Genomic DNA, 18749 nt, shown 5'->3' on the forward strand with positions numbered 1-18749 from the left:
TTGGATTACCCAAAAATGTTCAACTCCTTTTAAATGGGAATGTGCCTAAATATCATACTCTGACAGGTTAGAATTGTAAACTATGCACTAATCTAGAACTACGTGTCCATTTTCTAAATGTAAAAAAGCCGACACAAATCGGCTTCTTAGAATACTGAACAAAATGATTAAAATCCTACCTTATCCTTGAGCATTTTATTGATTGAATAAAATTTGTTAAAAATATTATGATGATTCCAGACTAGAAAATCAGTCTTTCTTAGTGTAGAGAAAATAAAAGTTCGGTTGCTTGTTCTTAAATAAAAGCCCCTGTTAGCCATCCATGAAGCGCAATAACAGCGCTACACCACAGAAAATGAAAATATATTGAATCCGTCCATACTGATTCTACGGCTGGGAGAGGAAGGTCGATAAACTATGGCGCCTTTAAGCCCATCCGTTAGTCTGACTCCAACGACCACAGTGCACTACAAACTGTCGCTCTCTTACGGGAAGCACTCATGGGACATAATTGCTGTTTTATTATTGAAAACACTCAATCTTTATATGAATAACGACAGCATTATTCCCAAATATAAAGCCATGATAAAGCTTAGTCCGAATACCACTGAGAGAATCGGTTTCACTTTCTTAAAACTCACCAAAATTAAGGACAAAAATATTATGGCTATAAACATTAGTAAAGACGATTGGAATGTTGGAACCAATTGTAAATGTAATGATGAAATAATCTCCGTCCCTAATAGCGATTCCAACAATTGTGAAGCTCCCTCTGTTTTAACAGTAAATTCAACTTCATGAGGTGGGGACAATGTTCCCATTACACTAGTAAAATAGAATACAAGTAACAATAAGATACTTTCTCCCTTTAACCATGGCAGCGGATTGAAGGCAGAATGCTTTAAACTTTTCTTAGCCAGAACCCCATTCATAAAAGCAAAAACAAGAACGGGGATAATACTTATGTGCTTTAGAAGTAGCATCTGACCATAAGGTAACACCCATGAATTCACGTAATCTTTCGGTTCAACAACAAAAAGCATGAGGCTTATTCCACTTATGACAACGATGAGTAAACATACGATGGCAAAGGGAGTAAACCATTTAAGAAACTTCTTCCAATTGTACTTTCCTGTTGAAAACCATGTAACATGAATGAGAACCCCTACCCAAAGTGTGACCATTAGAAAATGGATGACATGCGTGACTAAACCCGTCCATAAAGAAAGTGATGCAATGTGACTGGCGTAGCCTACCGCAAGAATCATCATTAAAAGCCAAAACGCTTGTAAATATTTTGATCCCTCCACGTAAATGGTCATCCATAAAAAAGTTGCCATGAATCCAATAAATAGCCACGCTCTCCCTACCTGGAAATCTGTAAGGACAGAATAAATGGCAAGAGGTAATCCGACACTTCCCTCAAAATAAGTGATAACTTGTACAATGGGACCCAATGTAAAAATGATGATACCCAGTGTAGAAAGTAGTAAGAAATGCTTTGAGATCTCGATTTGAGGCTTATTTTTTTCTGAAACGAATTGTAAAGCAACATGACCAACTAAAATGGAAAATAAGATATAATTCCCGAGTTCAGCCAACGAAATGAACATACTCATACTAACGCTTCCTTCTAAAAAGCTTTGATACGCCGAACACAAGAATCAATAAAAGGATCACCATCATAATATTTGTTATAAGACTTGAGGATTTGTGACCATGATTTTCAGACGTGCTATTGGTCTTAGTGATTTCTTTCTTCTCCATTTCCTGATTCATATCTTCTTTTTCAGTTGTTACAGCATTCTGTTCGGATTCTTCCTTTTGTTCCATTTGTACAGAAAAAAGTATCTCTCCTGTGATGGGATGTCCATCTTCTCCAGCAATACTCCAATCAATCACATACTCTCCATCTTCAAGCGGCGATGAAAGTACACCTACCATTTGTTTTTCTTTTAAATCAACTCTGGAAAGGGAAATTTCTTTTCCGTCCTTTGTGACATTTATCGTACTCAATGATTCAATTTCTCCCTCAAATTTAAGGACAATTTCTTTAAGATCCTCCGTTACAACCTGGCCTGATGAAGGATTGGAAGATGAGATTTCAGTATGTGCACTCGTAATGGTCGGGACCATTACGAGTAGGAATAATAGTGTTAAGAATAGTCTTTTCATGGTGTAGCTCCTTTGTATATGCTCAAATTTTTCATCATTACACTCTAGTTAGGATCAATTTTCAAAAATTCATAACACAGTTAACTTTCCATTACTTCTTAAAAAGGTATTCAGTTAGGTACTTTGCGTCCGTCCCGACTCCTTGAAGTAATGCTGATCCTCTTCTATATTGCCAAGGTAAGCCTAAAAAGTATAATCCGTTAACCGATGTAATTCCACGATCGTGAATGGGAAAACCTTTTTCATTGAAAATAGACGGGATATTTATACATTGATAATCGGATTTAAAACCAGTCGACCATATGACATTGTCCACTTCCACATTACTACCGTCAGCAAAAGTTACTGTATTCTTATCTGCTGATAGGACACGAGGCTTAAGAAGAACTCTTTCCTTTTTGAGTTGAACTTTCAGTTCGTACCCGAAAATAGGATCTGGCCTATTTTTTATGATCCTTCCGATTTTACTTTTCACATTAGCCCTTAATACTCCCAATTTATCAAAGTACCAAAATACGCTTTTATTCCCGATATCCTGGGGGATGAATTTCAACTTGTGCCCAATAGATAAATACACTTCCCTTTCCTTTGATAACTCTACTGCAATCTGCGCGCCTGAGTTTCCTCCACCTACAACAAGTGTGGTTCCTTTTAAAAGTTGACGAGGATTTTTGTAATCAGATGAATGCAGCTGAAAGACTTTATCAGATAAACGCTCTGAGAACTTTGGGATGTTGGGGTCTTGAAATGGACCTGTCGCAACAATTACATTTTTACTTTGGTATTCTCCTTTACTGGTGAACAAAGTAAAATGTTCATCTGTTTTGACCACCTTTTCAATACAAGTATTTAGCTGGATAGGGAGCTCGAAAGTGGTGGCGTACAAAGATAAATAATCGCTTATTTCATTCTTCGTTGGATAATGTTCTTGTTCCCCTTTTAAAGGTAACCCAGGAAGTGAGCTATAGGAGCGTGGTGTAAATAAAGTGAGAGAGTCATACCTATTTTTCCAACTCTCACCCACTTCTGCTCCTTTATCCAAAATTAAGAACGATACATTCTTTTGTTTTAAATTGTAGCCCATAGAAAGACCAGCCTGACCCGCACCAATGACTATAACGTCATACATAAATTCTCCCCCTTAAAAAAATCAATAGAAGACTCCCCAAACAATTGGGGAGTCATTTCTTATTTGTCTTTTATCTTGAGAAGTCGTAAGCCGTTTAGTGTGACAATAAGAGTTGCGCCCATATCGGCAAAAATAGCGATCCAACCCTAATAAGACACCACCTTTATCATTCAAACATTCATTTGAGTATTAGTATATGCAACAATCATTTCATGGTCAAATGATTGTTTGAATGTTTGATAAAAAAATTACAAAATTATCTATTAATTTTGTAATTGACAAATGGATTGTCCATGAATTATGTTATAGACAAACCCAATTAAGTTGCATCGGGGAAACTTTTTAAAAGGAGGTAAAAACATGTCCGATAATAAGATTTCAAGGCGCGATATTATCAAAATAGGCACTACAGGCGCACTTGGTATCGCAGGCAGTATGTATTTGAATAAAATGTCTCCATTTTCAAGTGTAGCAAAAGCCGAAAACCACCACGCTTCCGGTAAAAGCGGCCATACAGGAAGTCACACCAACATGATGGATACGACCAAAACAGAAGGCTACAAAATGGCTGAACGCCTCTTGACTGAATTTGATTATGGAAAAGTGTCAACGTTATCAGATGGTAGAACCCTCCGTGAATATGAAGTCGTTGCGATTGATAAGGAAATTGAAATTGCAAAAGGTATTAAATTTCCGGGTTGGACTTACAATGGAACAATCCCAGGACCAACCTTTCGTTGTACAGAAGGAGATCTTTTACGTTTTCAATTTAAAAACCAGGGGAGCCACCCGCACTCCATTCATTTCCATGGTATTCATCCCCCTGAAATGGACGGTATTGCCCCTATAGCACCTGGTGAATCGTTTACGTACGAATTTGAAGCAAAACCATATGGATTACAGATTTATCATTGTCATGTTTTGCCTTTACGCCGCCATATTCATAAAGGGTTATACGGGAATTTCATCATTGACCCAAAAACTCCACGAGAAAAAGCCGTAGAACTAAATATGGTGATGAATGCCTATGATTTGGATTTAGACGGTGCGAATGAATTTTATACAGTGAATGGGTACGCTTTTGCTTTTATGAATCATCCCATCAAAATCAAAAAGGATGAACTTGTCCGAATCTATCTGAGCAATTTAACGGAGTTTGACTTGCTTAATTCATTCCATTTGCATGCCAACTACTTTACGTATATTCCAACTGGACGAAATGATAATCCTACTCAATTTACCGATACCATCATGCAGTGCCAAGGAGAACGTGGAATTCTTGAGGTACGATTCCCCTACAAAGGTAAATACATGTTCCATGCACATGTAAGTGAATTTGCCGAACTCGGATGGATGGGATTCTTTGAAGTTATTTAGAAAGGTGGGGAATTTATGAAAGCAAAATGGTTGATAACCGGCCTCATCCCACTTGTCCTTTTAGTATTGGTGCTGGGGTGGGTATTCAAAAATGGAGCTGGAGTCGAAAGAGACCCCGCAGCTCCAATCGAGGTCTTAAATCTCGATAAACTAACGGTCGTTCCAAATGGATTTGAACTAGATGTCAGTAATACAGGGCCAGAAACATTGACCATTTCTCAAGTGATTGTGGATGATTCTGTTTGGAATTTCTCAATGGATCCCGGAACAACATTAAAAAGATTTCAGGATGCTAAGGTAACGATTAACTATCCTTGGGTGGAAGGAGATCCACATACGATCCTATTAATTTCAGAAAATGGCATTATTACGGAAGCCTCGATTGCTGCGGCAACCTTGACGCCAGAACCATCTTGGAAAAACTTCTTGAATTACGGTTTTATAGGTTTTTATGTAGGAATTGTGCCTATCACATTAGGCTTATTATGGTATCCGTTTATGAAGAGGTTAAAACGAAAATGGATCAATAGCATTATGGCGCTCACCGTTGGGTTATTGTTGTTTTTATTTTTCGGCACTTTGTTTGATGGGTTTGAAATTGGAGCAGAAGCACCTTCTGTGTTCCAAGGAAATATGGTTGTCATTATTTGTACTGTTCTTTCCTTCTTACTTTTAATTGCCTTTGATCAGTATCAACATAAGAAACAAAAAGGAAAAGGTTATTCTCCCATTGGAATTGCTTTATTAATGGCTACAGGCATTGGTCTTCATAATTTTGGTGAAGGTTTGGCCATTGGCTCATCCTTCGCACTTGGAGAAGCTGCACTAGGAACGTTTCTAGTCATTGGTTTTACACTTCATAATATTACCGAAGGAATTGGCATTGCAGCTCCCTTATTGAAGATAAAGCCTAAAATGAGCACCTTTATCTTACTTGGATCCATTGCTGGGGCACCTGCCATCCTCGGAACGTGGTTTGGGGGATTCGTCTTTTCACCAATATGGGGAGCTGTTTTCCTAGGAATAGGAGCAGGAGCGATTTTACAAGTTATTTTCGTTATCTCGAAAATGCTTATCGAAGACCATAAAAAGAACCTTGAACCTTCAGTTTCCTGGCTGAACTTTGCCGGATTTACAATGGGAATATTGATCATGTATTTTACGGCATTTTTCGTAAAATATTAAGGGGAGATTGAAGTGGCGAATATAGGTATTAGTGGTGTCATCTTAATTATTGTTCTTACATTAATCGTATTTGGACCGAAAAAACTTCCAGAGCTAGGGCGGGCAGTAGGGACCACGCTTAGGGAATTTAGACAGTCCACCAAGGGAATATTGGATGAAAACGATGATGAACATGAAAAAGATATCGATAAAGGAAAATGAACCATCAAATTCTTTCACAACCTATGCGGACATCAATTCTCAGTCACTAAAGTAACAAACCATAACCACACATGAAAAAAGAGGGAGTCCAAAAGCAAACTTTCGGACTCCCTCTTTTAGTTTAATAAATATGGATTCTATTATTATCATCTTTCAGTTGGACCCATGTCATTACTTTTTAGGGTTGTTTTATGTTTGATTGGCCTTTTTCTTCGAGTTCCCTTAATTCTTGATCTGATTTTTTCTTAAAGAAAAAGATTACACCTAACGATAATAACGATAATACTAAATATATTGCAATATCAGGAAGAAAAACCATAAGATTAAATCCCAGTGCAAAGTTCATCATGTACATCCTTTCTAAAACCATCTCATGCAGGATTGTATCACAAACCCCACTCATTCTCCTAAGAATTATCTTACTGATTGGGATAAACAAGGAAAGAGGATTTGGATGGTGGTCTTTATATTTTGGAATTGTAACAAAACAATGAACAAATCAGGAATATTCAATACTTTCCATTGAATCTATAAAAGTAATTCTGTATCCTTCTATTTATAACAGAGTATCTATATAAACCTTGCTATTCATGGAAAGGAAGTTTAGATGAAAAAGTATTTATTCCCTATACTGACAGTCGTCGCATTATCTACTGGTTGTTCATCATCAACAGGTGAACAAGAACAGTCTGACGGTCAGCACACTGAACACAACGAAAAAAACGCACCTGTTCTAACTTATAATATAGGTAGCGATGATTGGTCTGTTGTAACAAACTATACGGATAGCCCCAAAGTGTTAGAAGCATATCAATTCGCAGTTTCTAATCCTGAGGTCCTCAATTACATGCCTTGCTACTGTGGATGCTACGAAGAAGACGGGCATACAAGCAACACAAATTGTTTCGTAGATAAAATTGAAGGTACTACCGTAACCCTTGATACAATGGGCTTTGGCTGAGGGGTTTGTGTAGATATAGCCCGTGAGGCTAAAGCAGAGTTCGAAAAAGGGACACCTTTAAAAGATATCCGTAATCAAATTGATGAAAAATACAAAGGATTGGGTACACCATCCACTCCGACTCCAATACCAGAAGCATAAAAAACGCTGAAAATTTTCAGCGTTTTTTGTTTATTGCTTAATGTTTCGTCCATACGTGTATAGCTGTGAGTATCCCAGCAAATAGGGGTAACATCGCTCCTTTTTGTTATAAATATTTCCGATGGATCCCTTTTCCATCATACGTAAATAGCATTGCCCTGCCTTCAATAACACTTTCCATGTGGACGATTCTTCCCCATAGTTGGTGAACATATGGCAATACCTTCTCCAAATACTTCAGGTCCAGTTCAATTCCCTCAAACCAGTGCTTAAGGTATAGTTCTCCATTCTTCATGTAATCTCCATCGTTTACGGTGATATATGGGAAGCCACCATTGACACGCATACTGACGAGTTGGTCCCTTACATGCTCCCATTGTTTGTCGACCACTTTGTATTCCTTGCCTTGTTTCTGGAATAAATACATGTCTTCACGCATAACAAGATCTTTCGTAAGGTAGTTTCGTAAAAATGAAATATCTGATTCAATTTCCCGTACCTCAAACATCTTTTCACGACCGGATCCAGGTTTGACTCCCCTTCTCTTCATTTCTTCTGTTGGGTTATTAAAACGCTCTTCAATATCTTCAAAAATCTTGATACCTAAATAGTAAGGGTTAATTCCCGTTCTTGATGGCTGCACGACACCTGCATTCAGTTTGGCAAATTCAATCGCTTCACCGCTCGTCAAATCCATTTCACGGAGTATCCGCTGGTGCCAAAAAGATGCCCAGCCTTCGTTCATGATTTTGGTTTCAAGCTGAGGCCAAAAATAGAGCATTTCATCACGCATCATCGTGAGAATATCTCTTTGCCAGTCAGCAAGTTCTTTGCTGTAAGTCTCTATGAATAGCAATAAATCCTTTTCTGGACGAGGGGGAAATTTCTTTTTCGTGGATTTATCAGTCTTCTTTTCCTCTTTTTTGTCCATACCCCACAGGTCATCATATGGAGTAACGGGTGCACGGTCTTCCGAAGATTCAACTTCATCTTCCATTGTCCAAGCCAATTTTGGTCTCATTAACGAAGGGTCAATATGTTCTTCTATCGCCAATACGGCATCAAGGAAGGTTTCTACCTCTTTCTTTCCATAACGAATTTCATATTGTTGAATCCGGTCAGCTGTTGCAGCCATACTCTCAACCATTTCGCGCTTTGTATTTTGAAATCTGACATTATTTTTAAAAAAGTCGCAATGAGCTAAAACGTGGGCAACAATGAGTTTATTTTGAATAAGGGAATTGGAATCAAGTAAAAAGGCGTAACAAGGATTAGAGTTAATAACAAGTTCATAAATTTTGCTTAAACCTAAATCATAATGCAGCTTCATCTTAAAAAACTGTTTACCAAAGCTCCAATGTGAAAATCGCGTCGGCATTCCATAGGCACCGAATGTATAAATGATTTCAGCAGGGCAGATTTCGTATCTCATCTGATAAAAATCCAAACCAAATCCTTTTGCAATCTCCGTTATTTCTCCGATAGCCTTCTCCAATGCTTTTCGGCCTTCAGAATTCATCTTCACTCCCCCTTTTTCTTCTTACCACAATGTATGAGAAGAAATCGGGAATGATGAAACGAATCCGAACTGAAAAAGATGTGGTGGTCCCAAGTAGCAGATTAAATGAACAGTTCCTTGGCTGAAATATAAGGATAATTACTCATTATTATTTTCTGAATATTAAGTTCCAATCATATCTTTTCGAAATCACGTCAAATAATGAAATTTCACCTCATATATTTCAAAAACCCGTCAAAAGTTACAAAAATCACGTCAAATATTTTAACAGGCAATATGTTGAGCCAAAAAACACTTTAAAAAGCACAAAAAGGGAAAAACCATAGGAGTAGTAGTCCTATGGTTTTTCCTCGCCAACTGTTAGATTCAGTAGCTTTTTGTTTTCTAAATTGTGGGTGACTTTTACAACCACAACTTTTGGCTTTCCATTTTCCGTTACTTTGAAGCGAAATGAGTCAGTAACGTCTGTGGCGTTGGGCTTCGTTCTCCCAATATAGTTATACTCTGTAACAGCAATACCAGGATAATCCGCTTTTACAACAGCAATGGCTACATTTCCGTATTTAGCATAATCAGGTTGTTGAGCGCTGGATTTTGAGGCTTGAAAGCCGAGCGTCAATGCCAAAGATAATACCGCTAACATCCATATTTTTTTCATCTGGTACACTTCCTTTCCTTTCGTATTTTTAGCGAATGCTTATTTTTTTATGTACATTGTTTTAATTTCATGTGCGAGCATGATTCCAACTTCGCAATTTCGCACCCACTCCTCTGAAAAAACGGATAAGGGTGGGTTTCTTTCCCCTACTAGAAAACTGATTTCAATCGTCATTGCCGGCTTATGAAAAGTAGTAATAAACCAATCTGTAAAGCCGCCTCCAGTTGCTTTTTTAGGAGGGATATTTAGTTTATATCCCGTCAATTGTGCCACTTTAGCAGCGATTTTTCTGTCTCTTACTAGCCATTCACCATTTTGGTAATTCCAGAATATTTCTCGTCCAGCAGTGTGATAAGAAATGGCTAAAGCCGGTTTAATTCTCTTAGTAAAATGGGAAATAGCTTGAACCTCAATAGCTTGCAGGGGTTTGTGTCCTTTGTAAAATTGATAATTCCTTTGGCTCTCGCCTTTTAATTCATTCCAGCCCGCTGGGTATTGCCTGTTCAAATCCACACCCCAACCATTCGCTTTCCAACCTTTGAAATCATGTGAGTCATTATTCATGTGAAGCAAAGACTTCTGATGAAAGATCGGGAATTGATTTGGACCAAATTGCTGTAACGTTACCCCATCCGGATTAACCATAGGCACAAACCATATAGAAAAGTCATTGAAGATATCGGTCTTATATTTACCGATTACATTATTATTTGCGTATGCCTCAGCATACGTTTCAATCATCTTCATAATGAGCATGGTCGTCATCCATTCACGCCCATGATGCGAACCGTTGATAAGAATATTGTTTTGACCTTTCCCGAGCTTAATCGCCATGATTTTGCGATTAAAATGGGAATGGCCAATTGTGTTCACAGTAATGATTTCTTTGTATTTCCGGTCTAAATCGCTAACATCCCTTAACATTTCCTCATATGTGTATAGGTTGTCGGTTTTCACCACTGGACTTGCATAAGCAATATTCGAATAAAATGATAATAAACATATCATTAAAAGCAACCGCTTTTTCATCACGATACTCCTCTACATTTATACAGGTAAAACTTGAAAAACGCGCTGATTCAAGATGTCCAACATTTACTGCGAGATTTCTCTCCTGGTTTATCACAAAATATAACCACTCCCAACGAGGAGGGGACAGAAACAGATGAACAATACTGATTATGATCGAGCTCTTTATTACACTCACCGATCTCAATGGGATAATTTATTGATCTTAATGGTAAGAACAAAAGATCAATTTCTCTCCAAGAAGATCGAACATTTCTTGCATGCCTACCATTTTGAAAAAGAATATAATGCATTAGAGAAACAATTAACTTCTCTACTAAGGTATATTGAACACGCCAGCGAAACTTCTATAGAGGATGAAGAATTAGCTGTATATAGTCTTTCCTAAGGTAATCGGATTATCCAATACAATGAATAGAAAAAACACGGGCCATTAACTGGTCCGTGTTTTTAGCAAAGTATGGGTGTCAGTTTCTACAAATTTTCTCGAAGAAAAAAGAACAGTGAGGAAAGCGGCAATCAGCACAGCCGACAAAAGATAAAAACTGTATGAAATATGATCCTGGGAACTTAACTGTGTAAAAATCGTTAATAAGAGGAGCCTTATCCCTAATCCGACAACCCTAAACAAACTATCCACCCTACCCATTATGGCATTAGGAATGACGTCCATCATAAATGCATTTCTAGCCACTCGCGTCCCTGCATTTCCAAACGCAAGCAACACTGTTAGCAAAAAGTAAACAGATATCGATGATGTCAAAACGATTGTAGAAATCGCAGTTGCGTATAGGAATACAGTAAAAAGTATGGTATATCGATTGCCCCATTTTAATGAGATGACCGGAATCAATATTCCTGCAATGACGGCTCCAACTCCATAGATCGTGGTTTGCATTCCATATACTGCAGCTTCAGCTTTTAAAACTTCAGCTAGATAAACGGGAAACACATAGTTCGTGACCATAACTCCGATAAATGGCATAAATGATGCTAAGAGGAAAAAGAATAAAGCTGGTCTAACTTTCATAAAGCGATAACCTTCTGTTAACTTCATTAAGAATGCTTCACCTTGATTAGAAAGCGGTTTTTGCACGTAAGGTATGGCTTTGAAAAATAAGAACGCAGCTAAATAAGTGAGTGCATCGATTAACAATAACCATTCCAGTCCAACCTTCGTCAAGAGCACTGCCGCTAATGCGCCTGCTAAAACACTGGAGAGCTGACCTTGTATTTCCATCGCTCCATTTAAACTTCTGTAAACACTTTTATCAAAAATCTCTTGATTGAATGCAAAGATAGCTGGATAGAAGAGATTATAATAAAAACTACCTGTGCCAAATAAAATTAGATAATGCCAGATCTGATACTCGAATCCCATCAACCCATAAATTGAAAAGATTGTAATCAGAATAAAGCCTAGGGATTCACCGACTAAAAGTATATTTTTCCGAGAGTAACGGTCAACTATATGACCAATCATGGGAGTTAAAACAAAATTTACAGCCGTCATAGCGATGGTAATATAACCGAATATCTTACCCCCATCTACTTCAGACACAAGAAGCCAAGGGATCGCAATCATGGTAATCCCTGAACCGATTGATGAGAGAATATTGGCTGCGAGTATAAAGAAAAAACGCTTATCACTATATAAGTTCGCCATTTTCACTCCTCCTATGCCTTCATGATTGAGAAGCTTCGGACATAAATCTTTAGTTCTTCAATAAGCCCATTGACTTGTGTAGCGGCAGTATCATTTAGACCATCGTTTTCGTAATTGAAACAATGTGGATCGAGGACAAGCTGTTTTGGAATGGCATTGGCATATAATCCTCGTGCTACTGTTCGCATGTTATTTAAGGCATTGATTCCACCCTTGCCACCCCCCGCCACTGCTAAAAGTGCGACGGGTTTGTTTGCAAAATGCTCGCTACCAAGAAAATCGAGCGCATTCTTTAACGCGCCGCTCATGCCACTATGGTACTCTGGTGAAGCCATAATAATTCCATCCGCTTCAGAAACTGATGTACGTATATGCTTAACGGAAGCAAGTTCGTTTTGATCCTTTTCACCATTGAAGATTGGAACATCCAACACACTCAAATCAATGAAATCAACACCGTGCATTTTCGTAATATAACGAGAAGCAATCCCCGTACGCCCTGTTTTTCTTGGGCTACCATTGATCATTAATATTTTCATCGCTCTCTCTCCTTTAGGTTTCTAATATCATTATAGGAAGAAAAAGCATCTTCAAAATCATCTATACGCTTGATTTTTCCGTAGTCAATGAGATGGAAATTCTTACTGTGATTTCTACGACTAAAGTTGTAGAAAAGGTTACATTTCCATTACACCATTTCGAACAGCAAAAAGCGCTGCTTGTGTTCGATCAGCTAATTCCAACTTGGATAATATATTAGATACATGCGTTTTCACGGTTTTTTCTGAAATAAATAAAGTAGAAGCAATTTCTTTATTGCTCTTTCCATTCGCCACTTCTTTTAAGACTTCGATTTCTCGGCGTGTCAGACTTTCTATTGGTTCCTTGCGTTGATTGTTTTTATTAGTCATATGCTCCAGTAAGTGACTAGTCGCCTTTGGATGCAGCTGGTTCACTCCATTCATCAATTGCTTAATAGCACGAACTAAGTCATCAGGTTCGATATCTTTTAATTGATAACCCGATGCTCCTGCTTCAATAGCAGGAATGACATGATCCTGATCAGAAAAACTCGTCAGCATCATAATTTTTATATGTGGGTTTTCTTGTTTGATCAGTTTTGTTGCTTCTATCCCATTCATGACAGGCATGACAAGATCCATTAAAATCAAATCTGGGTTTAGCTTTGAGGCCAACTCAACGGCTTCTTTTCCATTCCTGGCCTCACCAATGATTTCAATTTCTTGTTGCGTCTTCAAGAAAAAGACTAACCCTCTTCTAACGACGTGATGATCGTCAGCAATTAAGATTCTAATCCCCATATAATCCTCTCTCCTTAAAAAGGTATCTTTACCTTTAGCTTAGTTCCATTCCCCGGTAAACTCTTGATTTGCAATGTTCCGTTTACAGCCTCAGTTCTCTCCTTCATACTTCTCAAACCAAGTGAAGGTAACTGTTTTTCCTCATCGTAATAAAAACCACAGCCTTCATCTTCAATTTGAAAAGTTACTTGGTGGCTTCCAACAGTTAAATTAATCTTGATATTCGATTGACCTGAATGCTTTTTGCAATTTGCCATTGCTTCTTGCCCGATTCGCCATATCACTTCTTCTACTTGGCATGGCAAGTTAACGACTCCCTTTACTTTAACGTCCAAGGTCATGCCGAGCATTTGTCCATAGCTGCTTAATGCACTTACAATCCCGTTTTCCAGCCCTTGAGGTCTCAATTGCCAGATTAATGCCCTCATTTCTAGAAGGGCTTCTTGGGCCAAATCCTGTATATAATCAAAGGTTTCGGCAACTTCTGTCTCAGTTGTCACTTCCCTACCGCCTCTAGCAGTCAAATTTATGGAAAAAAGCAACTGGTTGACTGAGTCATGCAAGTCACGAGCCAACCGATTCCGTTCTGCAACAAGTGCCGTCTCTTGTTCGATTTGCGTTAATTTCATCCGTTTCAAAGCTGTTCCAATTTGCAGACTGACTGATTCCAATAGCGCCAATTCTTCCGATTCGAAGTGCGTTTTATGGGGTGAGCCAATATTCAATAAACCAAATTTTTCATTTCCTGCTTTTAGAGGGACCGTAGCGTGGTGGGTTAATCCATACGTTTCTCCACATTTATTTTCCATGACATCTTCTAATCTTTTGCATGCAATAATATTAGTCGCCTTATCTAATCGCCCATCGTTGTATCTATCAATGCACCAGCAACCTCCATGACACATCGGTTCACAATTGTTAATCAATAATGCAGGAGGTAGATTTTCAAAAGCTGCCATCTCATAATTTCCATTTTCATTAATTAAAAACACCCATCCTGTTTCCATACCTGTTACATTCAAGAGTTTTTTTAACACTTCAGAAAGGACGACATTCATCTCCGTACCTTTATTTAATAACTCCGCAATCTCTTTTAAAAGCTTAAGCTTTATAAGCCTTTTGTCTTCCTCCAACCTTGCCCCTCCTAAAAAATCCATTTTTTCTCATTATACCTCTTTCCAAACTCTATGACGTTAACAAAAAGTCTGAAATATTCTACATCTAAAGATGTAGAACACCTATCCTGCGAAATCTAAAAAATCCCAAAGGAAGAATCCTTTGGGATTAAAATCAATATGCGATTGGATAATTCTGTACTAGTGGATGAATAACGATTTCATCCACTACATGTTCCGAAGCAGATGCCATATAAACAAGTGCTGCCTAGCTAACTTGGTGATATTATTTTGTTAAAGTCTGAACCATGCCTTCTACCAGTGTCATAAAATGATTCTCGACGCTTTCCAATTTGTTTTTGCTTTGTGATAATGTCACATCATTAACTCCAAAGTAGAATTTCACCTTTGGTTCTGTCCCTGACGGACGTAAACAAACCCATGAACCGTCATTAAAGAAAAATTTCAAGACGTTTGATTTTGGAAGATCTATCTTCTCTGTTTTGTCATCTATCACTCTTAAACCTGTCAAGTAATCTTCCATTGAGTGAACCTTTAATTCCCCTAGTTCAGAAAGTGGATTTGCACGGAATTGGGACAGAATCTCTTGAATTAATTCGGCACCTTCCTTGCCTTTAAGAGTCAAAGAACGAAGACCTTCTAAGTAATACCCATATTTCTCATAAACTTGCATGAGCCCATCGTACATAGTCATTCCTTGCTTTTTATAATAGGCACATACCTCTGTAGCTAACAAAGCTGCTTGAACAGCATCTTTATCACGAGCAAAGTCGCCAATCAAATAACCATAGCTTTCTTCATATCCAAATAGAAATCTATATTCACCTGATGTTTCAAACTGATTGATTTTTTCAGCAATGAATTTAAATCCTGTCAAAACGTCAATCGTTTCGATGTCATATTGTGAAGCAACTTTTCTTCCTAGCTCAGAAGTAACGATTGTTTTCATTACCACACCGTTACGTGGCAGCATTCCTTTTTCTTGCTTTTGTGAAAGAATATAGTCGAGTAACAGGGCACCTGTCTGATTTCCTGTCAAAACCACATATTCACCTTCATTATTCTTAACCGCTATTCCAAGACGATCTGCGTCAGGATCGGTTGCGATTAAAATATCTGCATCTACTTTCTTTCCTTCACGAATAGCCAGTTCGAATGCTGCATGCTCTTCAGGATTCGGACTTTTTACTGTGGAGAATTCTGGGTCAGGAAGTTCTTGTTCTTCCACAACGGTAACGTTCTGATATTTAAGAGCCTTTAAGGCATCACGTACAGGTTTGTTTGCCGTTCCGTGTAAAGGAGTAAAAACGATTTTGATATTTGTTTCATCTGCAAGATTAGGGTTTTCAGAGATTGTCATCAATTTTTCAAGGTATGCCTGATCTATGGAAGCACCTATCATTTCTATAAGGCCCTTTTCTTTGAGAGACTCTTCACTTGAGACTTCAAGAATCAATTCATTCTCGATTTCATTCACTTTCTCGATCACTTCATCAGCAGCATCAGGTGGCAATTGCCCCCCGTCATGCCCATAAGCTTTAAATCCATTATACTCAGGAGGATTGTGGCTTGCCGTAATCACTATTCCTGAAAAAGCATGTAAATGGCGGACAGCGAACGAAAGGACAGGTGTCGGCCTTAACTCATCAAACACATATGTCTGAATTCCTCTTGTCGCCAATGTCTTTGCCGCTTCCATCGCGAATTCAGGGGACTTATGACGAGAGTCGTATGCAATGACTACCCCTCTCTTCTTCGCATCCATGCCTTGTGAATCAATATAGGCAGCTAAGCCAGCAGCTGCTTTTCTTACAGTATAAATATTCATGCGGTTTGTGCCGACACCGAGTTCTCCACGCATTCCGCCAGTACCGAATTCAAGGTTTTTATAAAATACTTCTTCTAGTTGTTTTTCATCATTTTTCATCTCTGATAATTGGGATTTCAATTCTTCATCGATCTGTACAAAATTTGTCCACATTTGTGCACGCTTCTTCCAATCCATCCAAATCCCCCCATTTTTATTGAAATTAACATTATTATAGCAAATTTGATGGGACCTGCATAAGCGCATCTAATAAAAGAAAAATTAAACTGATATTTTGAATTTGAGATAAATGGCTTTTTCGCTTAAGATAAATGTTGAGGTGACAAAATGAACGGCTTTGAACGAAGAAAGCAACAAAAAATGGAGCAAATTCGCCAAGCAGCATTTTCACTTTTTGCAAAATCGGGTGTTCAAAAGGTAAATATCCAGGAGATTGCAAAAGGAGCTGGGGTATCTCAAGTGACCATTTACAATTACTATGGGAGCAAAGACAATCTAATTTCTGACGTTGTAAAACATTATTTACATTCTCAGCTTGAGAGATTTATGCTGATTAAAGAGAGCAGTCTTTCTTTCACGGAAAAAATGGCGCGACTAATGGAAGATAAATTAGCAAGCAATGATGAAATAAGTTCAGAATTCCTCATTAACCTTGTCGATGAAAATTCAGCGATTGCCGAAATGGTCCAAGCCTTTTCTATGGAAAGATCATTCCCTCTTATTCTCGATTTTCTCGAGGAAGGCAGAAAGTCCGGCGATATCTCAGAAAACCTTTCGACCAATACAATCTTCTTTTTCATGCAGTCCTTTTCTGATAGTATACGAAAATATTCAGAGATTCTCGCAAGCGAAGAGCAAAAGAACCGATTTGTTAAAGAAAGCATTTATTTCTTCTTATATGGTTTACTAGGAATAAATAAAAATAAATAATAATTACCGGGGTGAATAAGCATGAATGATGTTAAATCAAAACAACAGGAATCTTTATTGTTTACGGCATGGGTTGCATCCGTACTTGCCATGTTTGGTAGCTTATACTTTTCTGAAATCCGTCAGTATGAGCCTTGCGTATTATGCTGGTATCAACGCATCCTTATGTATCCACTTGTATTAATTTTAGGAATAGCAGTGATCAAAAAAGACTATAAAGCCGTTTATTACTCCATGTGGATGTCTGGAATTGGCGCACTTATTTCAATTTACCATTACTCTCTGCAAAAGCTTTCTTTTATGGCCGACACCGCACCTGCATGCGGCCGTGTTCCTTGTACGGGTCAGTATATTAATTGGCTGGGTTTTATAACTATTCCCTTTCTTGCTCTAACCGCTTTTACAATTATTTTTATTTGCAGTTTAATAATATGGAAAAGTATAAAGGAGGAAAAATAATATGAAAAAGGTACTCATCTTTCTTGTAGTCATTATTGGTCTTTTTATTGGTGTGGCTTATTTAACGAAGATGCAAAACGAAGAAAAAATGGGAGAAGAAAATAAATATAAGAAAGATACTCTCCATTCCGAAACGATTGCACAGCTCGATGATCCAAACTATCAAAACTTAATTCTCCCTGAAGAATTGGATAAGAAGCTTGCTGACGGAGAAGATGCTACCATCTACTTTTATAGCCCGACATGTCCACATTGCAAGGTAACGACTCCTATCGTGTCTCCTTTAGCAAAAGAGATGGATGTTAACTTACAACAATTCAATTTACTGGAGTTCGAAAACGGCTGGGATAAATATAAGATTGAAAGTACGCCAACGATCATCCAATATAAAGACGGCAAAGAAACCGCACGAATTGTTGGATCTCAAGAAAAAGACGTCTTTGAACAATGGCTAAACGAGAATGCTAAATAATCCTAAATAGAAAAAAACGCCTGCATTTCTGCAGGCGTTTAAATATTTAGACTAGTAATTCATTGGCAGCTTTAGTGTAAGTACTAAAGTTGGTATTCTTTAAGAACTTTGCATCTAAGAATTGATCATATTCGAATGGAAAAAACAAATTATAATCTTTTAGTTTTTCTGCATTTTTGCTAAATAAAAGCTCATAATGTTCTTGTTGGCATGGCGACTCCAAGATGGAAATAAGGGTTTGCAAGCTGGTAATAACATGGAATGCTTCACGTAAAGTTCCGAAGTATTCAAAATGACGGGTTGTGGTCTGCAGCACTTTCAGTCGTTCAAACTTTCTTATTTCTTGATCCGAGAAGTAAAGTGGAAAAACGCTGGAGTAGAAATGCTGGACAAGCTCGCTAATTTTCTCTTCTTGACTTGGTGTCGATGCAAAAACAATCTTCACTAAAAACCCACCTTTGCATCCTTTTCATCGTAAACAATTTATATTTATGATTACGTAATGATATACGTTAAGAATAACATAATTCGCTTTAATTTTAGGGTGGTAATTATACCCAC

21 protein-coding genes are annotated in these 18749 nt (G+C 37.9%); 8 read left to right on the forward strand and 13 right to left on the reverse strand.

The features are described from left to right. Positions 1-542: 542 nt before the first annotated feature. From BMZ31_RS04665 to BMZ31_RS04675, 3 genes are all read right to left on the reverse strand, one after another. Entirely contained in the window at positions 543-1619 is a 1077-nt protein-coding gene (locus tag BMZ31_RS04665) for a copper resistance D family protein (RefSeq protein ID WP_090830540.1), read from the reverse strand. Position 1620: 1 nt separating this feature from the next. Further along, the gene (locus BMZ31_RS04670) at positions 1621-2175 is read right to left on the reverse strand and encodes a copper resistance CopC family protein (RefSeq protein WP_090830541.1); all 555 of its coding nucleotides are present in this window, start codon (positions 2173-2175) and stop codon (positions 1621-1623) included. Positions 2176-2266: 91 nt separating this feature from the next. After that, on the reverse strand, positions 2267-3304 hold the full coding sequence (locus tag BMZ31_RS04675; protein ID WP_090830542.1) for a flavin-containing monooxygenase: 1038 nt from the start codon (positions 3302-3304) through the stop codon (positions 2267-2269). A gap of 360 nt (positions 3305-3664) precedes the next feature. Between BMZ31_RS04675 and BMZ31_RS04680 the strand changes: the two genes are divergently transcribed. Genes BMZ31_RS04680 through BMZ31_RS04690 form a run of 3 tightly spaced genes read left to right on the forward strand, consistent with a single transcriptional unit; the run spans position 3665 to position 6067 of the window. Continuing rightward, entirely contained in the window at positions 3665-4681 is a 1017-nt protein-coding gene (locus BMZ31_RS04680; RefSeq protein ID WP_090830543.1) for a multicopper oxidase domain-containing protein, read from the forward strand. Positions 4682-4696: 15 nt separating this feature from the next. Further along, positions 4697-5866, forward strand: coding sequence for a ZIP family metal transporter (locus tag BMZ31_RS04685; RefSeq protein ID WP_090830544.1), 1170 nt, complete (start codon positions 4697-4699; stop codon positions 5864-5866). 12 nt (positions 5867-5878) lie between these two features. Then, on the forward strand, positions 5879-6067 hold the full coding sequence (locus BMZ31_RS04690) for a twin-arginine translocase TatA/TatE family subunit (protein ID WP_090830545.1): 189 nt from the start codon (positions 5879-5881) through the stop codon (positions 6065-6067). Positions 6068-6245: 178 nt separating this feature from the next. Here BMZ31_RS04690 and BMZ31_RS20225 read toward each other — a convergent pair whose 3' ends face one another. Beyond that, positions 6246-6470, reverse strand: a complete 225-nt coding sequence (locus BMZ31_RS20225; protein WP_090830546.1) for a hypothetical protein — start codon at positions 6468-6470, stop codon at positions 6246-6248. 204 nt (positions 6471-6674) lie between these two features. Here BMZ31_RS20225 and BMZ31_RS04700 point away from each other — a divergent pair, with 204 nt between their 5' ends. Beyond that, positions 6675-7169: a PCYCGC motif-containing (lipo)protein gene (locus tag BMZ31_RS04700; protein WP_302846832.1), complete on the forward strand. Its 495-nt coding sequence runs from the start codon at positions 6675-6677 to the stop codon at positions 7167-7169. Positions 7170-7275: 106 nt separating this feature from the next. Here BMZ31_RS04700 and BMZ31_RS04710 read toward each other — a convergent pair whose 3' ends face one another. From BMZ31_RS04710 to BMZ31_RS04720, 3 genes are all read right to left on the reverse strand, one after another. Then, positions 7276-8688 carry a SpoVR family protein gene (locus BMZ31_RS04710; protein ID WP_090830548.1) on the reverse strand — a complete coding sequence of 471 codons (1413 nt, stop codon included), beginning with the start codon at positions 8686-8688 and terminating at the stop codon, positions 7276-7278. A 337-nt stretch (positions 8689-9025) separates the two neighbouring features. Further along, positions 9026-9346, reverse strand: coding sequence for a DUF3889 domain-containing protein (locus BMZ31_RS04715; RefSeq protein ID WP_090830549.1), 321 nt, complete (start codon positions 9344-9346; stop codon positions 9026-9028). 39 nt (positions 9347-9385) lie between these two features. Then, positions 9386-10375, reverse strand: a complete 990-nt coding sequence (locus tag BMZ31_RS04720; RefSeq protein WP_254778585.1) for a M14 family zinc carboxypeptidase — start codon at positions 10373-10375, stop codon at positions 9386-9388. A gap of 136 nt (positions 10376-10511) precedes the next feature. Here BMZ31_RS04720 and BMZ31_RS04725 point away from each other — a divergent pair, with 136 nt between their 5' ends. Next, positions 10512-10763: a YhdB family protein gene (locus BMZ31_RS04725; protein ID WP_090830551.1), complete on the forward strand. Its 252-nt coding sequence runs from the start codon at positions 10512-10514 to the stop codon at positions 10761-10763. Between the two features lie 45 nt (positions 10764-10808). Here BMZ31_RS04725 and BMZ31_RS04730 read toward each other — a convergent pair whose 3' ends face one another. From BMZ31_RS04730 to BMZ31_RS04750, 5 genes are all read right to left on the reverse strand, one after another. After that, complete coding sequence (locus BMZ31_RS04730; RefSeq protein ID WP_090830552.1) at positions 10809-12041, reverse strand: MFS transporter; 1233 nt, start codon at positions 12039-12041, stop codon at positions 10809-10811. An 11-nt stretch (positions 12042-12052) separates the two neighbouring features. Then, positions 12053-12580 (reverse strand): NADPH-dependent FMN reductase, encoded by a 528-nt coding sequence (locus BMZ31_RS04735; RefSeq protein ID WP_090830553.1) that lies wholly within the window; start codon positions 12578-12580, stop codon positions 12053-12055. Between the two features lie 138 nt (positions 12581-12718). Continuing rightward, positions 12719-13363 carry a response regulator gene (locus tag BMZ31_RS04740; protein ID WP_090830554.1) on the reverse strand — a complete coding sequence of 215 codons (645 nt, stop codon included), beginning with the start codon at positions 13361-13363 and terminating at the stop codon, positions 12719-12721. Positions 13364-13377: 14 nt separating this feature from the next. Next, a complete protein-coding gene (locus BMZ31_RS04745; RefSeq protein WP_090830555.1) occupies positions 13378-14496 on the reverse strand; it encodes a GAF domain-containing sensor histidine kinase in 1119 nt (372 codons plus the stop codon). A gap of 268 nt (positions 14497-14764) precedes the next feature. Then, complete coding sequence (locus BMZ31_RS04750; RefSeq protein ID WP_090830556.1) at positions 14765-16504, reverse strand: phospho-sugar mutase; 1740 nt, start codon at positions 16502-16504, stop codon at positions 14765-14767. Between the two features lie 150 nt (positions 16505-16654). Here BMZ31_RS04750 and BMZ31_RS04755 point away from each other — a divergent pair, with 150 nt between their 5' ends. The 3 genes from BMZ31_RS04755 to BMZ31_RS04765 are packed head-to-tail and all read left to right on the forward strand — an operon-like array spanning position 16655 to position 18188. Continuing rightward, positions 16655-17257, forward strand: a complete 603-nt coding sequence (locus BMZ31_RS04755; protein ID WP_090830557.1) for a TetR/AcrR family transcriptional regulator — start codon at positions 16655-16657, stop codon at positions 17255-17257. Between the two features lie 21 nt (positions 17258-17278). Further along, a complete protein-coding gene (locus tag BMZ31_RS04760) occupies positions 17279-17716 on the forward strand; it encodes a disulfide oxidoreductase (RefSeq protein WP_090830558.1) in 438 nt (145 codons plus the stop codon). Position 17717: 1 nt separating this feature from the next. After that, on the forward strand, positions 17718-18188 hold the full coding sequence (locus BMZ31_RS04765; protein ID WP_090830559.1) for a thioredoxin family protein: 471 nt from the start codon (positions 17718-17720) through the stop codon (positions 18186-18188). Between the two features lie 46 nt (positions 18189-18234). Here the strand turns inward: BMZ31_RS04765 and BMZ31_RS04770 are convergent, their stop codons facing one another. After that, positions 18235-18633, reverse strand: coding sequence for a YhcU family protein (locus tag BMZ31_RS04770; RefSeq protein ID WP_090830560.1), 399 nt, complete (start codon positions 18631-18633; stop codon positions 18235-18237). Positions 18634-18749: the final 116 nt, after the last annotated feature.

It is taken from the genome of Bacillus sp. cl95 (assembly GCF_900115925.1).
In the GTDB taxonomy this organism is placed as follows: domain Bacteria; phylum Bacillota; class Bacilli; order Bacillales; family Cytobacillaceae; genus Neobacillus_A.